Here is a 392-nt window from a genome sequence, read left to right as displayed (position 1 = left end):
AACTGAAACATTGCTAAGTCGTAAAGCGAGCTGTATTCCGCAATGCGATCGCCCAATTCCCGAAAAATCTCTAACCGCCGCTGGTAAGAGGCAATAACCTGTTCATCCTGTTTGAACTCCCGATACAAATTAATCAGATATTCCAATCCCGATAAAGCCCATTTCGTATCCTTAATTTCCACATACAACTCAACGGCTTTCTCATACCAAGAAATTGCTACTTCTGGCTGCTTTAAACTCCCGTAGCATCGCCCCAACATATACTGAGAATTGGCAATTTTATAAATTTTTCCAGTATCCTCATCCAAGGTTTCTGCTATCTGCAAAGCAGATTCAAAGCCAGATAATGCCTCCTGATATTGCTGGATATTAAACTGAAACATTGCTAAGTC

Annotated in this window: 1 protein-coding gene; it reads right to left on the bottom strand. The window is 40.8% G+C overall.

Features of this window, described 5'->3' with window-relative positions; genetic code table 11:
* Positions 1-392, bottom strand: a 392-nt coding sequence (locus AC0QH1_RS30730; RefSeq protein WP_324635252.1) for a tetratricopeptide repeat protein, incomplete at both ends; no start/stop codon positions are given.

It is taken from the genome of Phormidium sp. CCY1219 (genome assembly GCF_055795085.1).
This window is presented reverse-complemented; position numbering and strand designations above follow the sequence as displayed.